The sequence below is a fragment of the Streptomyces sp. AK010 genome (assembly GCF_014207295.1).
Taxonomy (GTDB): Bacteria; Actinomycetota; Actinomycetes; order Streptomycetales; family Streptomycetaceae; genus Streptomyces; species Streptomyces massasporeus.
The window spans coordinates 425349-442158 of sequence record NZ_JACHCX010000005.1 but is presented as its reverse complement, the minus strand read 5'-3'; the positions used below and the strand labels follow the sequence as shown (position 1 = coordinate 442158).

At 70.8% G+C, this 16810-nt stretch carries 16 protein-coding genes, 2 pseudogenes and 1 riboswitch; of the genes and pseudogenes, 12 read left to right on the top strand and 6 right to left on the bottom strand.

Going from position 1 to position 16810, the window contains the following annotated elements; all coding sequences use genetic code 11:
- The first annotated feature begins 15 nt into the window (after positions 1-15).
- Positions 16-1269 carry an Ig-like domain-containing protein gene (locus HDC93_RS13170; protein WP_185010310.1) on the top strand — a complete coding sequence of 418 codons (1254 nt, stop codon included), beginning with the start codon at positions 16-18 and terminating at the stop codon, positions 1267-1269.
- Between the two features lie 95 nt (positions 1270-1364).
- Here the strand turns inward: HDC93_RS13170 and HDC93_RS13165 are convergent, their stop codons facing one another.
- Positions 1365-1766: a hypothetical protein gene (locus HDC93_RS13165; protein WP_185010309.1), complete on the bottom strand. Its 402-nt coding sequence runs from the start codon at positions 1764-1766 to the stop codon at positions 1365-1367.
- Positions 1767-1911: 145 nt separating this feature from the next.
- Between HDC93_RS13165 and HDC93_RS13160 the strand changes: the two genes are divergently transcribed.
- From HDC93_RS13160 to HDC93_RS13135, 6 genes are all read left to right on the top strand, one after another.
- Positions 1912-2532, top strand: a complete 621-nt coding sequence (locus tag HDC93_RS13160; protein WP_020272940.1) for a heme-copper oxidase subunit III — start codon at positions 1912-1914, stop codon at positions 2530-2532.
- Between the two features lie 81 nt (positions 2533-2613).
- Positions 2614-3426, top strand: coding sequence for a cytochrome c (locus tag HDC93_RS13155; protein ID WP_185010306.1), 813 nt, complete (start codon positions 2614-2616; stop codon positions 3424-3426).
- Entirely contained in the window at positions 3423-4496 is a 1074-nt protein-coding gene (locus HDC93_RS13150) for a ubiquinol-cytochrome c reductase iron-sulfur subunit (protein ID WP_185010304.1), read from the top strand. The genes HDC93_RS13155 and HDC93_RS13150 overlap by 4 nt, the downstream gene beginning before the upstream one ends.
- A complete protein-coding gene (locus HDC93_RS13145) occupies positions 4493-6115 on the top strand; it encodes a cytochrome bc complex cytochrome b subunit (protein ID WP_185010302.1) in 1623 nt (540 codons plus the stop codon). Before HDC93_RS13150 ends, HDC93_RS13145 begins: the two co-directional genes overlap by 4 nt.
- A 168-nt stretch (positions 6116-6283) precedes the next feature.
- On the top strand, positions 6284-7348 hold the full coding sequence (gene trpD / locus HDC93_RS13140; RefSeq protein WP_185010300.1) for an anthranilate phosphoribosyltransferase: 1065 nt from the start codon (positions 6284-6286) through the stop codon (positions 7346-7348).
- A gap of 74 nt (positions 7349-7422) precedes the next feature.
- A riboswitch (SAM riboswitch) is annotated at positions 7423-7539 on the top strand.
- A 177-nt stretch (positions 7540-7716) separates the two neighbouring features.
- Positions 7717-9099 (top strand): aminotransferase class V-fold PLP-dependent enzyme, encoded by a 1383-nt coding sequence (locus tag HDC93_RS13135; RefSeq protein WP_185010298.1) that lies wholly within the window; start codon positions 7717-7719, stop codon positions 9097-9099.
- Here HDC93_RS13135 and HDC93_RS13130 read toward each other — a convergent pair.
- The 5 genes and pseudogenes from HDC93_RS13130 to HDC93_RS13110 form a co-directional block, all read right to left on the bottom strand.
- Positions 9054-9317: pseudogene (locus HDC93_RS13130) on the bottom strand (glycerate kinase); the annotation flags it as partial. The gene HDC93_RS13135 and the pseudogene HDC93_RS13130 overlap by 46 nt on opposite strands.
- 14 nt (positions 9318-9331) lie before the next feature.
- Positions 9332-9700 (bottom strand): annotated as a pseudogene (locus tag HDC93_RS39635) (histidine kinase dimerization/phospho-acceptor domain-containing protein); the annotation flags it as partial.
- A gap of 40 nt (positions 9701-9740) precedes the next feature.
- Entirely contained in the window at positions 9741-10070 is a 330-nt protein-coding gene (locus HDC93_RS13120) for a small secreted hydrophilic protein (protein ID WP_185010294.1), read from the bottom strand.
- 91 nt (positions 10071-10161) lie between these two features.
- Positions 10162-10443: an Lrp/AsnC family transcriptional regulator gene (locus tag HDC93_RS13115; RefSeq protein WP_031106128.1), complete on the bottom strand. Its 282-nt coding sequence runs from the start codon at positions 10441-10443 to the stop codon at positions 10162-10164.
- Complete coding sequence (locus HDC93_RS13110) at positions 10440-11192, bottom strand: rhomboid family intramembrane serine protease (RefSeq protein WP_185010292.1); 753 nt, start codon at positions 11190-11192, stop codon at positions 10440-10442. Before HDC93_RS13110 ends, HDC93_RS13115 begins: the two co-directional genes overlap by 4 nt.
- A gap of 159 nt (positions 11193-11351) precedes the next feature.
- On the opposite strand from HDC93_RS13110, the gene HDC93_RS13105 reads away from it, so the two are divergent.
- From HDC93_RS13105 to HDC93_RS13085, 5 genes are all read left to right on the top strand, one after another.
- Positions 11352-11591, top strand: a complete 240-nt coding sequence (locus tag HDC93_RS13105; protein ID WP_031106126.1) for a hypothetical protein — start codon at positions 11352-11354, stop codon at positions 11589-11591.
- Between the two features lie 70 nt (positions 11592-11661).
- Positions 11662-13011 (top strand): NYN domain-containing protein, encoded by a 1350-nt coding sequence (locus HDC93_RS13100; protein WP_185010290.1) that lies wholly within the window; start codon positions 11662-11664, stop codon positions 13009-13011.
- A gap of 244 nt (positions 13012-13255) precedes the next feature.
- Positions 13256-14296: a C40 family peptidase gene (locus HDC93_RS13095; RefSeq protein ID WP_185010287.1), complete on the top strand. Its 1041-nt coding sequence runs from the start codon at positions 13256-13258 to the stop codon at positions 14294-14296.
- A gap of 211 nt (positions 14297-14507) precedes the next feature.
- A complete protein-coding gene (locus HDC93_RS13090; RefSeq protein ID WP_185010285.1) occupies positions 14508-15521 on the top strand; it encodes an NlpC/P60 family protein in 1014 nt (337 codons plus the stop codon).
- Positions 15522-15555: 34 nt separating this feature from the next.
- Positions 15556-16740: a hypothetical protein gene (locus HDC93_RS13085; RefSeq protein ID WP_185010283.1), complete on the top strand. Its 1185-nt coding sequence runs from the start codon at positions 15556-15558 to the stop codon at positions 16738-16740.
- Positions 16741-16810 lie beyond the last annotated feature (70 nt).

Sequence of the window (16810 nt, the reverse complement as noted above, 5' to 3'; positions counted from 1 at the left end):
TCCTAGCGTGAGGTCATGAGCCACACAGCGATATCCCGCCCCCGCACCGCCGTCAGCTGCACGCTGCTGGTGACAGCCCTCTGCGTGGGCGTCACCGCCTGCGGCTCGGACGGCAACCCGCTCGCCGCCCGCCCCTACGACGCGGCGGACCAGATCTCCTTCAACGCCCCCGACGGGGGCCGCGAGAAGGCCGACCCGGACAAGCCCCTGGAAATCGTCGAGGACTCCGACGGGCGCATCACGGACGTCACGGCCCACGACGCCTCAGGACGCTACGTGGCGGGCGAACTCGCCGCCGACGGCAGCCGCTGGCACAGCACCACCCCGCTGGCCGCCAACGCCAGCTACACGGTCCGTGTGAGCACCGAGGACGAGGACGGGGCGCCCGGCCGCAAGGTCGTCACCTTCGACACCGGCAAGCCCACCGCCAAGAAGCGCCTGGACGTCGCCTTCGGCCCCAAGACGGGCACCTACGGCGTCGGCCAGCCCATCACGGCCGAACTGAGCCAGCCCGTCGCGGACAAGGCCCAGCGGGCCGTCGTGGAGCGCGCCCTCAAGGTCTCCTCCACGCCCGCCACGGACGGCGCCTGGCACTGGGTGGACGACAAGAAGCTCCACTACCGCCCGAAGGACTACTGGCCGACCCAGGCGACCGTCCAGGTCCGCAGCAACCTGGACGGCATCAAGATCGGTGACCGGATGTGGGGCGGCAAGGCCAAGCCGCTGACCATCACCACCGCGGACAAGCTCATAGCCGTCACGGACGCCTCCGCCCACCAGATGACCGTCTACAAGAACGACGAGGTCATCCGGCAGATACCCGTCACCACGGGCAAGCCCGGCTACGACACCCGCAACGGCGTCAAGGTCGTCCTCGCCAAGGAGGGCACCGTCCGCATGACCAGCGCCAGCATCGGCTCCTCGGACTTCTACGACCTGATCGTCCACCACTCCGTCCGCGTCACCAACAGCGGCGAGTACGTCCACGCCGCCCCCTGGTCCGTCGGCTCACAGGGCTTCGCCAACGTCAGCCACGGCTGCACCGGCATGAGCACCGAGAACGCCGCCTGGTTCTACGACACCGTCCGCGAGGGCGACATCGTCAAGGTCGTCAACTCGGGCGGCGACGTGATGGCCCCGTTCGGCAACGGCTACGGCGACTGGAACCTCGACTGGGCGAAGTGGCGCACCGGCAGCGCGCTCGTCGGCGGCACCCCGGACGGCCCGACGGAGGCCGACAGGGCCCGGCTGAGGCCGCAGAGCGTCTGAACGCCCTCAGGGGCTTCGCCCTTCAGGGGCGCGGGGAACTGCGCGAACAGCCCCCACGCGCCCGCACACGCCGAACTACGGGCGAACCCGACCCCTCAGGCGTTCAAAGCCGCCTTCTCCCGCAACAGAGAGGCCAGCGCGGAGGCGAACTCCACCGGCTCCACCGGCAGGGTCACCGCACTCTCGGCACGGCTCCAGGTCGCCAGCCACGCGTCCTGGGGCCGCCCGATCAGCAGCAGCACCGGCGGGCAGTCGAACACCTCGTCCTTGATCTGCCGGCAGACGCCCATGCCCCCCATCGGCACGGCCTCGCCGTCCAGCACGCAGACGTCGATCCCGCCCCGGTCCAGCTCCCGCAGCACCGCGTCCGGAGTCGCACACTCCAGGAACTCCACCACGGGAACGTCCGGAGCCGGCCTCCGTCCCGTGGCGAGGCGCACCTGCTCGCGGGTGTTGGAGTCGTCGCTGTAGACCAGCACCGTGGCGGTCGGCTGCATTGTTCCTCCGTGACGTCAGCGTCGTAAGGACAGGCCCGTTGGGCCGGATGCTACTCCCTTGAACACCACGTCAACACCGGTACGACCGGGGAAGACACTCCGAACGGCACCCCCCGGAGTGAGGGCGGGATAAGCGACCGACATAATGTCGGTCGTGGCGACAGCAACGACAGTAGAAACCGGGCACGCGCACCCGTCGGTCAACCGGCCGAACCTCACCAGCGTCGGAACCATCATCTGGCTGAGTTCCGAGCTGATGTTCTTCGCGGCCCTCTTCGCGATGTACTTCACCCTGCGATCGGTGACGGGTCCCGATCACTGGAAGGAGATGGCCGCCCATCTCAACTTCCCGTTCTCGGCGACGAACACCACCATCCTGGTGCTCTCCTCGCTCACCTGCCAGCTCGGCGTCTTCGCCGCTGAGCGCGGTGACGTGAAGAAGCTGCGGATGTGGTTCATCGTCACGTTCGTGATGGGTGCGATCTTCATCGGCGGTCAGGTCTTCGAGTACACGGAGCTGGTCAAGGACGCGGGCCTGTCCCTGTCCTCCGACCCGTACGGCTCGGTGTTCTACCTGACCACCGGCTTCCACGGCCTGCACGTGACGGGCGGTCTCATCGCCTTCCTGCTGGTCCTGGGACGGACCTACGCGGCCCGGAGGTTCACCCACGAGCAGGCGACGGCCGCGATCGTCGTGTCCTATTACTGGCACTTCGTCGATGTCGTCTGGATCGGTCTCTTCGCCACGATCTACATGATCAAGTAGCAGGGCCCGCATCCACGCGTGCTCGACGAAGCGCGCATCCCAGAAGCATCGACGCAGAAGATCCTGACACCGGGGTAATCCGTGAAAAAGCTCTCCGCACGACGACGCCACCCGTTGGCGGCGCTCGTCGTCCTACTCCTCGCGCTGGCATGCACCGGGGGGCTGTACGCCGTGTTCGCACCCGCGGACCAGGCGCAGGCCGACGAAACCGCCCAGTCCCTCACCATCGAGGAGGGCAAGAAGCTCTACTCGGTCGGTTGCGCCAGTTGCCACGGCACCGGCGGTCAGGGCACCTCCGACGGGCCGAGCCTGGTGGGTGTGGGCGCCGCGGCCGTCGACTTCCAGGTGGGCACCGGCCGGATGCCGGCCGCCACCTCCCAGGGCCCCCAGGTCCCGGCGAAGAAGAACATCTACTCGCAGGCCGAGATCGACCAGCTCGCGGCGTTCATCGCCTCGCTGGGTGCCGGTCCGTCCGTCCCGACGGAGGAGCAGTACGGCCCCGAGGGTGCCGACATCGCCAAGGGCGGTGAGCTGTTCCGCACCAACTGCGCGCAGTGCCACAACTTCACCGGCAAGGGCGGCGCGCTGACGCACGGCAAGTACGCGCCGGAACTCGAGGGCGTCTCCCCGAAGCACATCTACGAGGCCATGCAGACCGGCCCGCAGAACATGCCGTCCTTCCCCGACACCACGCTGTCGGAGAAGAACAAGAAGGACATCATCGCGTACCTCGACGCGGTCAACGGCAGCAAGACCGAGAGCCCCGGCGGCCTCGAACTGGGTGGCCTCGGGCCGGTCAGCGAGGGCCTGTTCGGCTGGATCTTCGGTCTCGGCGGTCTGATCGCCGTCGCCGTGTGGGTCGCCGCCCGGACCGCAAAGGCCAAGAAGTCATGAGTAGCCAAGACATTCCAGAAGAGAACCTGCCTGCCGCGCAGTCCGCAGGCCATGACGAGCACGGGCACGGCGCGGTGAGCGTCGCGGACGACAAGAACCCGTTCGCCGACCCGGGCCTGCCTCCCCACGAGCACCGGGTCCAGGACGTCGACGAGCGGGCCGCCAAGCGGTCCGAGCGGTCGGTCGCCTTCCTGTTCACCCTGTCGATGCTGGCGACGGTCGGCTTCATCGCCTCCTTCGTGGCGATCCCGGTCGACAAGTCGGTCTTCATCTTCCCGCTCGGTCACATCAGCGCGCTGAACTTCGCTCTGGGCATGACGCTCGGCATCGCGCTGTTCTGCATCGGCGCGGGCGCCGTCCACTGGGCGCGCACCCTGATGTCCGACGTGGAGGTCGCCGACGAGCGGCACGCGATCGAGGCGTCGCCCGAGGTCCGCGAGAAGGTCTTCGCGGACTTCAAGCAGGGCGCCAAGGAGTCGGCGATCGGCCGGCGCAAGCTGATCCGCAACACGATGCTCGGCGCGCTCACGCTGGTGCCGCTCTCCGGCGTCGTGCTGCTGCGCGACCTCGGCCCGCTGCCGGGCACCAAGCTCCGCCACACGCTGTGGTCCAAGGGCAAGCTGCTCGTCAACATGAACACGAACGAGCCGCTGCGTCCGTCCGATGTCGCGGTCGGTTCGCTGACCTTCGCCAAGCCCGAGGGCCTGGAGGAGCACGACCACGACTTCCAGAACGAGATCGCCAAGGCCGCCCTGATGATCGTCCGGATCCAGCCGGAGAACATCAAGGACAAGCGCGAACTCGAGTGGTCGCACCAGGGCATCGTCGCGTACTCGAAGATCTGCACCCACGTCGGTTGCCCGATCTCCCTGTACGAGCAGCAGACGCACCACGTGCTCTGCCCGTGCCACCAGTCCACCTTCGACCTCTCCGACGGTGCCCGAGTGATCTTCGGTCCCGCCGGTCACGCCCTGCCGCAGCTCCGCATCGGCGTGAACGACGAGGGCTACCTCGAGGCGCTCGGCGACTTCGAAGAGCCCGTCGGCCCTGCTTTCTGGGAGCGCGGATGAGCACTGCACAGACACGCCGCAAGGCGCCCGCGGGTGAGCGGGTCGCCGACTGGGCCGACGGCCGCCTCGGGATCTACTCCCTGGCCAAGGCCAACATGCGCAAGATCTTCCCGGACCACTGGTCCTTCATGCTCGGTGAGATCTGCCTCTACAGCTTCATCATCATCATCCTCACGGGTGTGTACCTGACGCTGTTCTTCCACCCGTCGATGAACGAGGTGGAGTACCACGGCAGTTACGTCCCGCTCCAGGGGCAGCTGATGTCGGAGGCGTTCGCCTCCACGCTGGACATCAGCTTCGACGTCCGCGGCGGTCTGCTGATCCGGCAGATCCACCACTGGGCGGCGATCATCTTCCTCGCCGGCATGTTCGTGCACATGATGCGCGTCTTCTTCACCGGCGCGTTCCGCAAGCCGCGTGAGATCAACTGGATGTTCGGCTTCCTGCTGTTCGTCCTGGGCATGTTCACCGGCTTCACCGGCTACTCGCTCCCGGACGACCTGCTCTCCGGTACGGGTGTCCGCTTCACGCAGGGCGCGATCCTGTCCGTGCCGATCGTGGGCACGTACATCTCGATGTTCCTGTTCGGCGGGGAGTTCCCGGGTACCGACTTCGTCGCCCGGTTCTACTCGATCCACATCCTGCTGCTGCCGGGCATCATGCTCGGGCTCGTGGTCGGCCACCTGATCCTGGTCTTCTACCACAAGCACACCCAGTTCGCGGGTCCCGGCCGGACCAACAAGAACGTCGTCGGCATGCCGCTGCTGCCGGTCTACATGGCCAAGGCCGGAGGCTTCTTCTTCCTGGTCTTCGGTGCCATCGCGGCCCTCGCCGGCATCGCGACGATCAACCCGATCTGGGTCCTGGGCCCCTACCGGCCCGACCAGGTGTCGACCGGTGCGCAGCCCGACTGGTACATGGGCTTCGCCGAGGGTCTCATCCGCGCGATGCCCGGCTGGGAGATCAACCTCTGGGGTCACACGCTCGTCCTGGGTGTGTTCATCCCGCTGGTGCTCTTCGGCGTGTTCCTCGGGATCATCGCCCTCTACCCGTTCATCGAGTCGTGGGTCACCGGGGACAAGCGCGAGCACCACATCCTGGACCGTCCGCGCAACGCCCCGACCCGTACGGGTGTCGGTGTGGCGTGGGTGACCGGCTACATCATCATGCTGATCGGCGGTGGCAACGACATCGTCGCCACGCACTTCCATCTGTCGATCAACTCGGTGACCTGGTTCGTCCGGATCGGGTTCTTCCTCGGACCGGTCCTCGCCTTCGTCGTCACCAAGCGCATCTGCCTCGGCCTGCAGCGCCGGGACAAGGAGAAGGTGCTGCACGGCCGCGAGTCGGGCATCATCAAGCGCCTGCCGCACGGTGAGTTCATCGAGGTGCACGAGCCGCTCAGCCAGGAGCAGATGTACACGCTCACGGCCCACGAGCAGTACAAGCCGGCCGAGATCGGCCCGACGGTCGACGAGAACGGTGTCGAGCGCAAGGTGAAGGGCTCCGAGAAGCTGCGCGCCAAGCTCAGCGACGCCTACTACGGCGAGGGTGCCCAGATCCCGAAGCCCACCGCCGAGGAGTACCGGGAGATCACCAGCGGCCACGGCCACCACTGATCACTGCTTCGCCACGCCACACGAAGGGCCCCGTCCGTCCCCCAAGCTCAAAAGAGCAGGGGGTACCCCCAGCCGGACGGGGCCCTTCGCCGTGCCCGGGGCTGGATAGGGTGGACCCCGTTGAGACTCTCGTCCCGCAGTGCGGGACGCCTGACCCTGGAGCGGCTTATGAGCGCTGTGACCCCCGCTGGAGGCGACACCGCGGCGGGCCGCTCCTGGCCCCTGCTGTTGAACGGCCTGCTGGACGGCAGGCACCTGAGCGCCGACGACACCGCCTGGGCGATGGACCGGATCATGCGCGGCGAGGCGACCGAGGCGCAGATCGCAGGGTTCGTGGTGGCCCTGCGCGCCAAGGGCGAGACCGTCGAGGAGATCAACGGCCTCGTCCGCACGATGTACGAGCACGCCAACGTGATCGAGGTGCCCGGAGCGACGGTCGACATCGTCGGCACGGGCGGTGACGGCGCGAAGACGGTCAACATCTCCACGATGTCCTCGATCGTCGTCGCCGGCACCGGCGCGAAGGTCGTCAAGCACGGCAACCGCGCCGCGTCCTCGGCGTCCGGGGCCTCCGACGTGCTGGAGAAGCTCGGCGTCAACCTGGAGCTGCCCCTGCACCGGGTCACGGAGGTCGCCGAGGAGGCCGGGATCACCTTCTGCTTCGCGGTGAAGTTCCACCCGGCGCTGCGGCACGCGGGCGCCGCCCGCGGCCAGTTGGGCATCCGCACGGTGTTCAACGCCCTCGGCCCGCTCACCAACCCGGCCCGGGTCCGCGCCCAGGCCGTCGGTGTGGCGGATCCGCGCATGGCGCCGATCGTCGCGGGCGTCTTCGCCGAGCGTGGCAACTCCTCCCTGGTCTTCCGGGGCGACGACGGCCTGGACGAGCTGACCACCACGGCCACCTCCCGGGTGTGGATCGTCCGGGGCGGCCAGGTGACCGAGGAGGCCTTCGACCCGCGTGACGTCGGCCTCGAACTGGTCCCCGTGGAGGCGCTGCGCGGCGCGGACGCCTCGTACAACGCCGAGGTCGCGCGGCAGCTCCTGGACGGGGAGACCGGGCCGGTGCGGGATGCGGTGGTGCTGAACTCGGCGGCGGCCCTGGTGGCCCTGGAGCCGACGCAGGCGCCGCTGGCCGAGCAGATCCGCGCCGGGATGGTGAAGGCGGCCGAGTCGATCGACTCGGGCGCGGCCAAGCGCACGCTGGAGCGCTGGGTGGCCGCCAGCAACAGGTAGGGCACCACGGACGGCGTCCCGCGATCCGGACTCGGGTTGCGGGACGCCGATCCTTTCGCGTACGTTCCTGATCAGGTCATGAGTGACAGTCATGAGGCCCCGGCCGACTGTCCGGCAACCCTCCGTCCGTGGCGGGGTGCCCCGGGTGAAGACCAGGCCGCAGGCAGCGAGGTCTGCGGCAAGCGCGGACCCCTCGCACGCTTTGAAAAGTGTGGGGCCAGGGGTCCTGGTCGTCGAGGAGTCCTCCCGTGAATCAGCGAATGCGATAGGGCCGCAGAGCCCCGCCTCCGCATCCCTCTTTCCTTCACCCCCGCTGGTAGCCGTACCGGCTCGCGGGCGGATTCCACCTGCCTTCACGGGAGTTCACCATGTCCGTCTCCACCGCTGCCGCCGTCCCGTCCGTTTGTGCCCCGCTGCCCGTTCTGGGCCGGGATGTTACCGTGCCGCTCGTGACCGGCGGCGAGGTCACCTACGCCGCCCTCGACTACGCCGCCAGCGCCCCGGCGCTCCAGCGGGTCTGGGACGACGTCGCCGCCTACGCGCCGTACTACGGCAGCGTGCACCGCGGCGCCGGGTACCTCTCCCAGCTCTCCACCGACCTGTTCGAGAACGCCCGCCGGACCGTCGCGGAGTTCCTCGACTGCCGCGAGGGCGACCAGGTCGTGTTCACCCGGTCCACCACCGACTCCCTCAACCTCCTCGCCGCCGCGCTCCCCGCAGGCTGCCGGGTCTTCGTCTTCGAGACCGAGCACCACGCCTCGCTGCTGCCGTGGCGCGGCGCCCAGGTCACCTACCTCGACGCCCCGCGCAGCCCCCGCGAGGCCGTCGAGACCCTGGAGCGCGCCCTCGCCGACCGCGCCGTGTCGATCGAGGGGGGCCACGGACCGGCTCTCGTGTGCGTCACCGGCGCCTCGAACGTCACCGGTGAGCTGTGGCCCGTGCGGGAGCTCACGGCGGCCGCGCACGCCCACGGTGCGCGCATCGTGCTGGACGCCGCGCAGCTCGCCCCGCACCACCAGGTCTCCGTCGCCGACCTCGACGTCGACTGGGTCGCCTTCTCCGGGCACAAGCTGTACGCGCCCTTCGGTTCGGGCGTCCTGGCCGGGCGGGCCGACTGGCTGCGCGCGGCCGAGCCGTACCTCGCGGGCGGCGGCGCCAGCCGCAAGGTCGGCCGGCGGGAGGACGGCGGAGTGGACGTGGAGTGGCACGACAGCGCCGCCCGCCACGAGGCCGGGTCGCCCAATGTCATCGGCGCCTACGCCCTCGCGTCGGCCTGCAAGGCGCTGACCGAGGCCGGTTTCGACACCCTCGTCGCCCGCGAGCAGTACCTGGTCCGCAAGGTGCGCGACGGACTCGCCGACGTCCCCGAGGTGCGGTTCCTGTCCCTCTTCGGGGACGAGGCGCCGCGGGTCGGGGTGCTCTCCTTCGTCGTCGAGGGCTGGAACAGCTCCCACTTCGCCGCAGCCCTGTCCGCCGAGTACGGCATCGGCGTACGGGACGGGCTGTTCTGCGCCCACCCGCTGCTGCGCACCCTGCTCGGCAGCGACCCGCAGGCGCAGGGGGAGTGCGGGGCGCCGGAGGCCGCGCCCGGGGAGAAGTCGCTCAACGCCATCCGGGTCAGCTTCGGCGCGGGCACGCCGGACGAGCACGTGGAGCGGTTCGTCCGGGCGGTGAAGGAGCTCGTGGCGGACGGGGCGAAGTGGAACTACCGCACGGAGGACGGGCGCTGCGTGCCGGACACCTCCGCCTGAGCCGGCGGCCGGGTGCCCAGGACGATCATCCGCAGGGCGCGTCCCGTGGCGTTTGTGAGGAGTTCGCCCGCGCGCAGCAGGGCCTCGGCCAGCTCCATCGGGGCGGGCAGGATGCCATGGCAGGCGTCCACGCCCGGCACCTCGCCCGCACCCTCGCCGAGCGTGCCGGCCAGGGCCGGGACGGGCCGCCCGTGGCGCTTGGCGCGGCGGGCCACTCGCCGCGCGGCGTCTGGATGCGGCTCATCCGGTCCAGCTCGTCGGTGACCAGCCGGACGGTCTCCTCGCGTTCGGCCGGGTCGTCGCCATGGCCTTCAGGTGCCCGCGCACGATGGTGAGGGGGGCGCAGCTCGTGGCCGGCGTCGTCGACGAACTCGCGCTGTGCGGCGAAGGCCCGCTCCAGGAACACCGTCAGCAGCCGGTCCGCGTCGGTGAACGGGCGGCCCGTCCGCGGATCCCCGCCGCGCTCCACGGCGTTCGCGAACTCGCCGGCCTCCTGGGTGAGCAGGCGGTCGATGCGGTGGTCGACGTCCCGCAGCAGGAAGGAGCGGGTGGTCATGGCCACCGAGGCGAGCGCGAGCGCCATCACGAGCAGCAGTCCCATCAGGATCCGGACCCGGGCGGAGACCCGCCGGCGGCCGGTGTCAGCCGTCGGAGCCGGGGCCGTCGTCGTCGCCCGGTCCGTCCTCTCCGGTGCCCTGGCCGCGGTCGTCGCCGTCATCGTCACTCGCTGAGCTGCCGGGCACCGGAGGCCGCGAGACGACCTCGTCACCCGGTGCGGCGCCGGGCGGTGTGGCCTTCTGGCCGGGCCGGAGCGTGGAGGTGGGCGTGGGCGAGCCGTGGTCCAGCTCGACCTTCTGGGAGGGCACCCTGGGCGGCTCGGGGCTGTCCGCGAGCGCGCAACTGGTCGCGGCGATGCCCAGCGGGATCAGCGCGACGGCGGACAGGGCCGCCATCCGGCGAGAGAAGACCATGGGCCCGATCCTGCGGGCCGAACCCGGGGGAGCGGGATGAAGCCCGGCTGAAGAACTCCTCATCCGGGACCCGGCGGGCAGGAGGGGGCCGCTAGTTGTCCAGCCCGATCGCGAAGGCCGCCTCCAGGTCGTGCTGCGAGTACGTACGGAACGCCACGTGCGTGTCCGTGCCCTCCACTCCGGGGATCTTGCTGATCCGGCCCGGGATGACCTCCGCCAGGTCCTCGTGCTCCTTCACCCGGACCATCGCGATCAGGTCATAGGTGCCGGTGACCGAGAAGACCTCGCTGACGCTGTCCAGCGCCGCGATCGACTCGGCGATCTCGGGGATCCGGTCCACGCTGGTCTTGATGAGGACGATCGCGGTGATCACGGCTGGTTCTCTCCCTCGGGGGCCGGTGCAGGGGCGGCCTTCACTCTAGTGGGGCGGGCGGGACGGCCGTAGCGGACCGACGCGTAGCCGAAGCCCAGACCGAATCCGATCAGGTGGGCGAGGTAGGCCACCCCTGGACCGTCCGGGGCCCGCCCCGCCGCCAGCCACTGCAGCGCCGCCCAGAACGGCAGCACGACCCACGCCGGGAAGCGCACCGGCAGGAAGAAGAGGAACGGCAGGAGACTGGTCACCCGGGCCCGGGGGAACAGGTACAGGAACGCGCCGAGGACCGCCGAGATCGCCCCCGAGGCACCGACCAGGGACTGCTCGGAGTCCGCGTTGGCGACGGCGTAGCCCAGCAGGGCCAGGTAGCCGCAGCCGACGTAGAACAGGGTGAACCGCACCCGGCCCATCCGCTCCTCGGTCATCGCCCCGAAGACGTAGAGAAAGAGCATGTTGCCGAGCAGGTGGACCCAGCTGCCGTGGACGAAGAGCGCGGTCACGGGGGTGAGGGCCGGCCTCCCGGACCCTTCGAACAGTTCTGCGGGGATCACGCCCCAGCGCCGGAAGTAGGCCCGCTGCACGGCGAGCAGCTCGTCGCCCGTGCCGTACGCCGGGTTCAGGCCCGAGGCGGGTCCGGCCAGGAAAGCCAGGCAGCACAGGGCGATCAGGGTGTACGTCGCCGGTGCCGACGACCCCCTGACCGATCTGCCGGCTCGGACGATCGACGCACTCCACTTGCGGATCATGAATACAGAGCATGACGTAACCGGACGCAACCACCCAGACCGCCTCGCCGCCGTGGACACGCGGGCGGCGGGTACCCGCCAGGCCGTAGGGTTACGGACCACACGCACCGGGGATGCCGGTCGCGTCACGGACACTAGAAGGAAAGAGAACAGGTCACGATGACGGTTCCCCTGCCGACCGCCGAGACGCGTTGGCGCTGCACCCTCTGCGGCAACCTCACGAGGTTCGACGTGACCCGCTCGTCGAAGGTCGTCGAGTACGTCCACCTCGACCTGGCCGGAGAGCCGAAGGTCGAGGAGCGCGACGTCCTCAGTGAGACCATCGAGTCGGTGCGCTGCCGCTGGTGTAACGCGGTGGACCAGGTGGAACTCGTGGACAGGCCGGGCGCCGGCTCCTGAGGATGGGGGTCCCCCCGCTCGAGCGAAGTCGAGAGTGGGGGAGGGCCCCGCACGGATTGGGGTGTGACGGATGGTGGAGACCACGGGCGGGGGGCCGGGCGACGGCGCCGCCGAGGTGTTCGACCGTCCGCTGCCCGACGGCGTGCGCCGCAGAGTGGTGCAGATCGTCTCCGACGGCTTCGGCTCGCTGACGGTCGGCGAGCTGCCCGCGCAGCTCAGGCAGTACGCCCGGTTCGCCCCGAACCGGCGGGCGAAGTTCGCCGGCAACGCGATGGCGGCCGCGCTGGAGACCGATCCGCTGTTCCGGCAGCGCATCGGGGAGAAGCTCAGAGAGACCCAGCCGGAGCTGACCGGCGCCCTCGACTCAGGCTCCCCGCCCCCGGCCGCGGACCCGCTCGATGTGGCGGCCGCGGCCTACGTACTGCGGCCCCTCGGCTGGGTGAAGCTCGTGACCGCCGCCGGCGAGGAGGCCCAGCGGGCCGACGCCGAGCGCGCCGACGAGGAGAGCCGGGCCGAGCTGGAGCGGCTGCGCGCCGAGCTCGACCGGGCCCGTGACCACACCCGGGCCGAGACCGAGCGGCTGCGCACGGAGCTGGAATCGGCCAAGAAGGAAGCCGAGTCGCTGCACCGCAAGCTGCGTGCCGCCCTCAGTGACGTCAAGCGCGGCGAGGCCGCCCTGCGCAAGGCGCAGGCCGAGATCGAGGCCGTCCGTGCCGAGGGGCACGCACAGGTGTCCGCCGCCGAGAGCGAGACCCGGCGCCTCAAGTCCCGGCTGGGCGAGAGCGAGGCCGCCCTGGAGGCCGCGCGCCGGGCCGCCCGCGAGGGCCGCAGCGTCGAGGACATGCGGGTCCGGCTGCTGCTGGACACCCTGCTGGACGCCACCCAGGGGCTCCGCCGCGAACTGGCCCTGCCCCCGGTGTCGGTGCGGCCCGCCGAGACCGTCGACGCCGTCGAGCCGGGCCGGATGACCCCGAAGGACATCGCCGCCCGCGCCCTGTCGGAGGACGACCCGCAGGTCCTCGACCAGCTGCTGGCGCTGCCGCAGGCCCATCTGGTCGTCGACGGCTACAACGTCACCAAGACCGGCTATCCGCAGATGCCGCTGGAGAAGCAGCGCCTGCGGCTGCTCGGGCAGCTCTCCCAACTGGCCGCGCAGAGCGGCGCCGAGGTGACCTGCGTGTTCGACGGCGCGGAGCTGGCCGCGCCGGTGCTGCTGGCCCCGCCACGCGGTGTGCGCGTGCTGTTCTCCAAGCCGGGCGTCACCGCCGACGAGCTCATCCGCCAGCTGGTGCGCGCCGAACCGCCCGGCCGTCCGGTCATCGTCGCGTCCACCGACCGCGAGGTCGCCGACGGCGTCGCCCGGGCCGGCGCCCGCCCGGTCGCCTCCGCGATGCTGCTCAGGCGGCTTTCACGGGCCTAGGGGCCTTACGCACCATGCGTAACCTCCGGGTGTGATGCCCGAATTGATGGGATCTGTGAGCCACGTTGCGTCAAGTGGGTCTCACCGCCTGTGAGTCCAGATGAAAAGATGGCCTACCGTGACGCAATTTTCATCTGAGGATTTGAACTGATCACAGGAAGGTCACTAGGGTCGGGCCGAACCTCCGCTCGGGTGATCACTCATAGGGAGAGACGGCGGAGGGGCCAGAAGGAGCTTTTCACCCGTGGCGTCCCACCGTCGTCCTAAGCAGCCGAGCCGCGCACGTGTGACCGTGCTGACCACCGCCGCCGCCGCTGCCGTCGCTTTCAGCTCGCAGGCCGCCAACGCGGCCCCCAGTGAGAAGCCGAGCAAGGACGAGGTCAAGACCAAGGTCGACAAGCTCTACGAAGAGGCGGAGCAGGCCACCGAGAAGTACAACGGGGCCAAGGAGAAGCAGGAGAAGCTCCAGAAGGAGATCTCCACCATCCAGGACAACGTGGCCCGCGGCCAGGAGGAGCTCAACGAGCTCCGCGACAGCCTGGGCCTCGCCGCCGCGTCGCAGTACCGCACCGGCTCCATCGACCCCTCCGTCCAGCTGTTCCTCTCCGCGAACCCCGAGGACTACCTCGACAAGGCCTCCACGCTCGACCAGTTGAGCAGCCAGCAGGTCGAGGCGCTGAAGAAGGTCCAGGAGAAGCAGCGCGAGCTGGCCCAGGAGCGCGCCGAGGCCTCCGAGAAGCTCAAGGACCTCGCCTCCACCCGGACCGAACTCGGCAAGAAGAAGAAGGAAGTCCAGGGCAAGCTCTCCTCTGCGCAGAAGCTGCTCAACAGCCTCACCGCCGCCGAGAAGGCCGAACTCGCCGCCGAGCAGAGCCGCGCCAGCCGGGCCAGCGAGCGCGACGCCCTCGACGTGAACGTCCCGCCCGGTTCGGGCCGCGCCGCCTCCGCCTTCGCCTTCGCCCAGAGCCAGCTCGGCAAGCCCTACGTCTACGGCGCCACCGGCATGAGCTCCTTCGACTGCTCCGGCCTCACCTCCCGGGCCTACGCCGCCGCCGGCATGCAGATCCCGCGCACCTCCGAGGCCCAGTCGCAGATCGGCACCAAGATCTACTCCACCAGCCAGCTCAAGGTCGGCGACCTGGTCTTCTTCTTCAACGACCTGCACCACGTCGGCCTCTACGCCGGCAACGGGCAGATCATCCACGCCCCGCGCACCGGCACCGTCGTCCGCTACGAGTCGATGAGCACGATCGGCGGCCCGTTCATGTTCGGCGTCCGGGTCTGACGACCGGCTCCCGGAGAGCCCGGGATCAGGACACGGTGTCCGCCGTTCGGGCGAACTACGGCAGCCCCGAGTGAGCCCACGCCCCGCCATTGACCTGCGTCAGCGGCGGGGCGCACTGCTGGATACCCACGGATGGTCGTTGGCTCCCCCCTGTCGCGGGGCTACTGTCTGCCGCGTTCCAAGTCCGCCAGCGGAAGGAGAGCGGCTTCCCGTGGGGTCCCATCGCCGCCTTGCACCGTCCGGGTTCGACCGGGGCGCCGGTGCCGCGGTCAGCATCCTGTCCGTCACGGCCGCCGCCCTGGGCGCGGTACCGGCCGCCGCCGCACCGCACGACGACACCCGGGCCACGGTGGACCGCCTCTACGAGCAGGCGGAGAAGGCCACCGAGGCGTACAGCGAGGCCGACGAGCGTGCCGACGAGCTGCGTGCCGAGGTCGGCATCGCCCAGGACCGCGTCGCCCGCCAGCAGGAGCGCGTCAACTCCATGCGGGAGTCGCTCGGTTCGCTCGCCGGCGCCCAGTACCGCTCGGGCGGCATCGACCCGTCCCTCGCCCTGCTGCTGTCCGACGACCCGGAGGACTACCTCGACCACGCGTCCCGGCTCGACCGTCTCACCGCCCGCCAGGCCGGTGAGCTGAAGGCACTCCGGGGCGCCATGCGCGAACTCGCCCAGGACCGCGAGGAGGCCGCCGGCAAGCTCCGCGAACTCGAGAAGAGCCGCAAGGCCGTGGCGGCCCACAAGAAGACCGTCGAGCACAAGCTCGCCACGGCCCGGCGGCTGCTCAACTCCCTGCCGGACGCCGAGCGCGACGCCTACGGCCGGGCCTCCCGCTCCGGCCGCCCCGGCATGCCCGACCTCGGCGGCGCCACCGCCGCCTCCTCACGCGGCTCGGCCGCCGTCGCCGCCGCCCGCAGCGCACTCGGCAAGCCCTACGTCTGGGGCGCCAACGGGCCCTCCGGCTTCGACTGTTCGGGCCTGATGCAGTGGTCGTACGCGCAGGCCGGGGTCTTTCTGCCGCGCACCTCGCAGGCCCAGCGGTACGCCGGCCGGCAGGTCCCGCTGTCCGAGGCGCGCCCCGGTGACCTGGTCGTCTACCGGGGCGACGCCAGCCACGTCGGGATGTACATGGGCAACGGCCAGGTCATCCACGCCCCCTACCCCGGCGCGCCCGTGCGCTACGACCCGGTCGGGATGATGCCCGTCTCGTCGGTCACCAGGGTCTGACCGGCAGGGCCCCGGCCCCCGTACGATCGGGAACGTGGCTGGTCGAAGGTCGGGGTCCGCGCTGGCGGCGCTCCTCGTGCTGCTCGTCGCCCTGGCCGGATGCGGCGGGCGGCCCGCGGCCGACAGCGCCACGGCCGAGGTGCAGCGGCTCCTGGACCGGCGGGCCGAGGCGGTCGTCGACCGCGACGCGCGAGCCTACGAACGGACGGGCGCGGGGACGGATTTCGCCGACCTGCGCGCGGTGCCCGTGGCCGCCTGGTCGTACCGGGTGACCGCGGTGCGCCGCACCGGCGACACCGCCACCGCCGACGCCGAACTGCGCTACCGCGTCGCCGGGTACGACCAGGCGCCGTTGGCCACCGGACGCACCCTGCGGCTGAGCCGGGACGCCGACGGGCGGTGGTCCGTCGTCACCGACCGGCCCGCGAAGAAGTCCGCGCAGCAGCTGTGGGACCAGGGGGCGGTGCACCTCGTGCGGGGCCGGCACAGTCTCGTGCTCGGCGTGGGGCAGTCCGGGCAGTCGCTGCGGGACTTCGCGGACCTGGCCGACCGTGCGGTGCCGGCCGTGTCGGACGCGTGGGGCACGGACTGGAGCCGGCGGGTCGTCCTGGTCGTGCCGAAGTCGCTGGAGGGGATGGCGGGGCTGCTCGGCTCGCCCGCCTCGTCCTACCGCGGGATCGCGGCGGTCACCACCGGAGAGACGGGGACCCGGACCCGGGCGCCGGCGGACCGGATCATCGTCAACCCGGACGCGTTCGCGCTCCTCGGGGGCCTCGGCGAGCAGGTCGTCGTCACCCACGAGACCACCCATGTCGCCACCCGTGCCCGCACCACGGCCGCCACGCCCCTGTGGCTCTCCGAGGGGTACGCCGACTGGGTCGGCTACCGCGCCGCCGGCCGCACCCCCGTCGAGGCCGCCCCCGAACTGTCCCGGGCGGTCGCCGAGGACCGGCTCCCCACCGCCCTCCCGGACGACGAGGACTTCGGCTTCACCGGCGACGCGAGCCGCCTGGCCCGCTCCTACGAGAGCGGCTGGACGGCCTGCCGGATGATCTCCGACCGCTGGGGGGAGGCCCGGCTCGGCGCGTTCTACCGGGCCGTCGGGGAGCACCGGGAGCGGGCCGGGGCGGTGGAGGAGGCGATGCGGAAGGTGCTGGGGACGACGCCGGATGCCTTTACGCAGGAGTGGCGGAGCTATCTGCGGGATCAGTTGGGCTGATCCGGGTCCGGACCGCCGAGGGTCTCGCGCCCCCCGTGGTCGCTGGGCTGGTCCGGGTCCGGACCGCCGA

What these genes read in the sequence shown, in the direction of transcription:
- HDC93_RS13135 (WP_185010298.1), top strand. Translation starts at nt 7,717, where the DNA reads ATGTCCGTCTCCACCGCTGCCGCCGTCCCGTCCGTTTGTGCCCCGCTG.
- HDC93_RS13160 (WP_020272940.1), top strand. Translation starts at nt 1,912, where the DNA reads ATGTCGGTCGTGGCGACAGCAACGACAGTAGAAACCGGGCACGCGCAC.
- HDC93_RS13100 (WP_185010290.1), top strand. Translation starts at nt 11,662, where the DNA reads ATGGTGGAGACCACGGGCGGGGGGCCGGGCGACGGCGCCGCCGAGGTG.
- HDC93_RS13150 (WP_185010304.1), top strand. Translation starts at nt 3,423, where the DNA reads ATGAGTAGCCAAGACATTCCAGAAGAGAACCTGCCTGCCGCGCAGTCC.
- HDC93_RS13110 (WP_185010292.1), bottom strand. Translation starts at nt 11,192, where the DNA reads ATGATCCGCAAGTGGAGTGCGTCGATCGTCCGAGCCGGCAGATCGGTC.
- trpD (WP_185010300.1), top strand. Translation starts at nt 6,284, where the DNA reads ATGAGCGCTGTGACCCCCGCTGGAGGCGACACCGCGGCGGGCCGCTCC.
- HDC93_RS13170 (WP_185010310.1), top strand. Translation starts at nt 16, where the DNA reads ATGAGCCACACAGCGATATCCCGCCCCCGCACCGCCGTCAGCTGCACG.
- HDC93_RS13120 (WP_185010294.1), bottom strand. Translation starts at nt 10,070, where the DNA reads ATGGTCTTCTCTCGCCGGATGGCGGCCCTGTCCGCCGTCGCGCTGATC.
- HDC93_RS13165 (WP_185010309.1), bottom strand. Translation starts at nt 1,766, where the DNA reads ATGCAGCCGACCGCCACGGTGCTGGTCTACAGCGACGACTCCAACACC.
- HDC93_RS13145 (WP_185010302.1), top strand. Translation starts at nt 4,493, where the DNA reads ATGAGCACTGCACAGACACGCCGCAAGGCGCCCGCGGGTGAGCGGGTC.
- HDC93_RS13105 (WP_031106126.1), top strand. Translation starts at nt 11,352, where the DNA reads ATGACGGTTCCCCTGCCGACCGCCGAGACGCGTTGGCGCTGCACCCTC.